Origin of the sequence: Mesorhizobium sp. B3-2-1 (assembly GCF_006439515.1) — a bacterium.
Taxonomy (GTDB): Bacteria; Pseudomonadota; Alphaproteobacteria; order Rhizobiales; family Rhizobiaceae; genus Mesorhizobium.
In genome coordinates this window covers 1-1,026 of record NZ_VFTI01000072.1, presented here as the reverse complement: position 1 = coordinate 1,026, position 1,026 = coordinate 1, and the positions used below count along the sequence as shown (strand labels likewise).

Sequence of the window (1,026 nt, the reverse complement as noted above, 5' to 3'; positions counted from 1 at the left end):
GCCGCGCACGGCGTGGGCGGCCCGTTCGGCGGTGAGGTCGGCGGAGGCGATGAAGTAGCGGGTATCGAAGCGGCTCCTGTCATTCAGTCCGGTGCGTGAAGTGACGCGGACGATGGCCTTGACCTCAGGCAGGCGCAGTTCGCCGGGGAAACGGCGCTGGCCTGCGAGCCATCCAGTCTCGCGGCTGACGGTGACGACGCGTTCCTCGATGCGGCCATGGCCCTTGTCGAGGTCGGTGAAGCTGTCGAGGCTGTCTTGCGGCGCGTCGTCGAAGTAGCGCTCGATCTCGGCGCGCAATGTCGGCTGATTGGCCTTGACTGCGAGCAGATAGTCGGCGCCGTGAGCGCGGATTGCGGTTGCGATGGCGGCATTTGTGGCAATGGCGTCAATGGAGACGAGCGCGCCCAGGAGGCCGCCATTGGCGCCGAGGCGCTCCAGAAGCACGGGAATGGCCGTTGTCTCGTTGCTCTTGTCGGCCACGGCCTCCTGGCCGAGCACCAGCCGTGCGGTGGTGGCGAAGGCGGAAACCAGATGCAGCGGCGCCTTGCCTGCGCTCTTGTCGTGGCTGCGCCGCGAGGTCTTGCCGTCGATGGCAACGAAGTCGGGCTTGTCCGGCCACGTCTCGCGCACCCACGCGGTGAAGGCGCCGGCAAACAGCGCCGGATCGATGCGGTTCATGAGCAAAGTCAGCCAGCGGCCGCCCGGCACGCCGTGATGGTAGGGCAGATAGCGGCGCAGGAAGTCAAGATGGGCATTTCCCCACGCTGCTATCAGGTCGTAATCCTCGCAGTCGCAGATCGTGCCGCAGACGACCAGAAGCAGCACCTCGGGCAGCGGATGGGCAACCCGCCACGGCTCACGCGGGTCTTCGATCTCGCCAAAATGCTCGAGAAGCGACCTCAGGCGGGACTTTTCGAATCCTTCAAGGGCGACAGTGGTCATGGCGAGGCTCCGAATCATGGGACCCCCATGGAATCAGATCAGTCGCAATCCCCAAAGCGCGTTAACCCGAGTTCGCAGCCCTGC

1 protein-coding gene is annotated in these 1,026 nt (G+C 65.5%); it reads right to left on the bottom strand.

Annotation, left to right across the window (positions count from 1 at the left end; genetic code table 11):
* On the bottom strand, positions 1 to 942 hold a 942-nt coding region (locus FJW08_RS32250), incomplete at its 3' end, for an ISAs1 family transposase (RefSeq protein ID WP_140813758.1).
* Positions 943 to 1,026 lie beyond the last annotated feature (84 nt).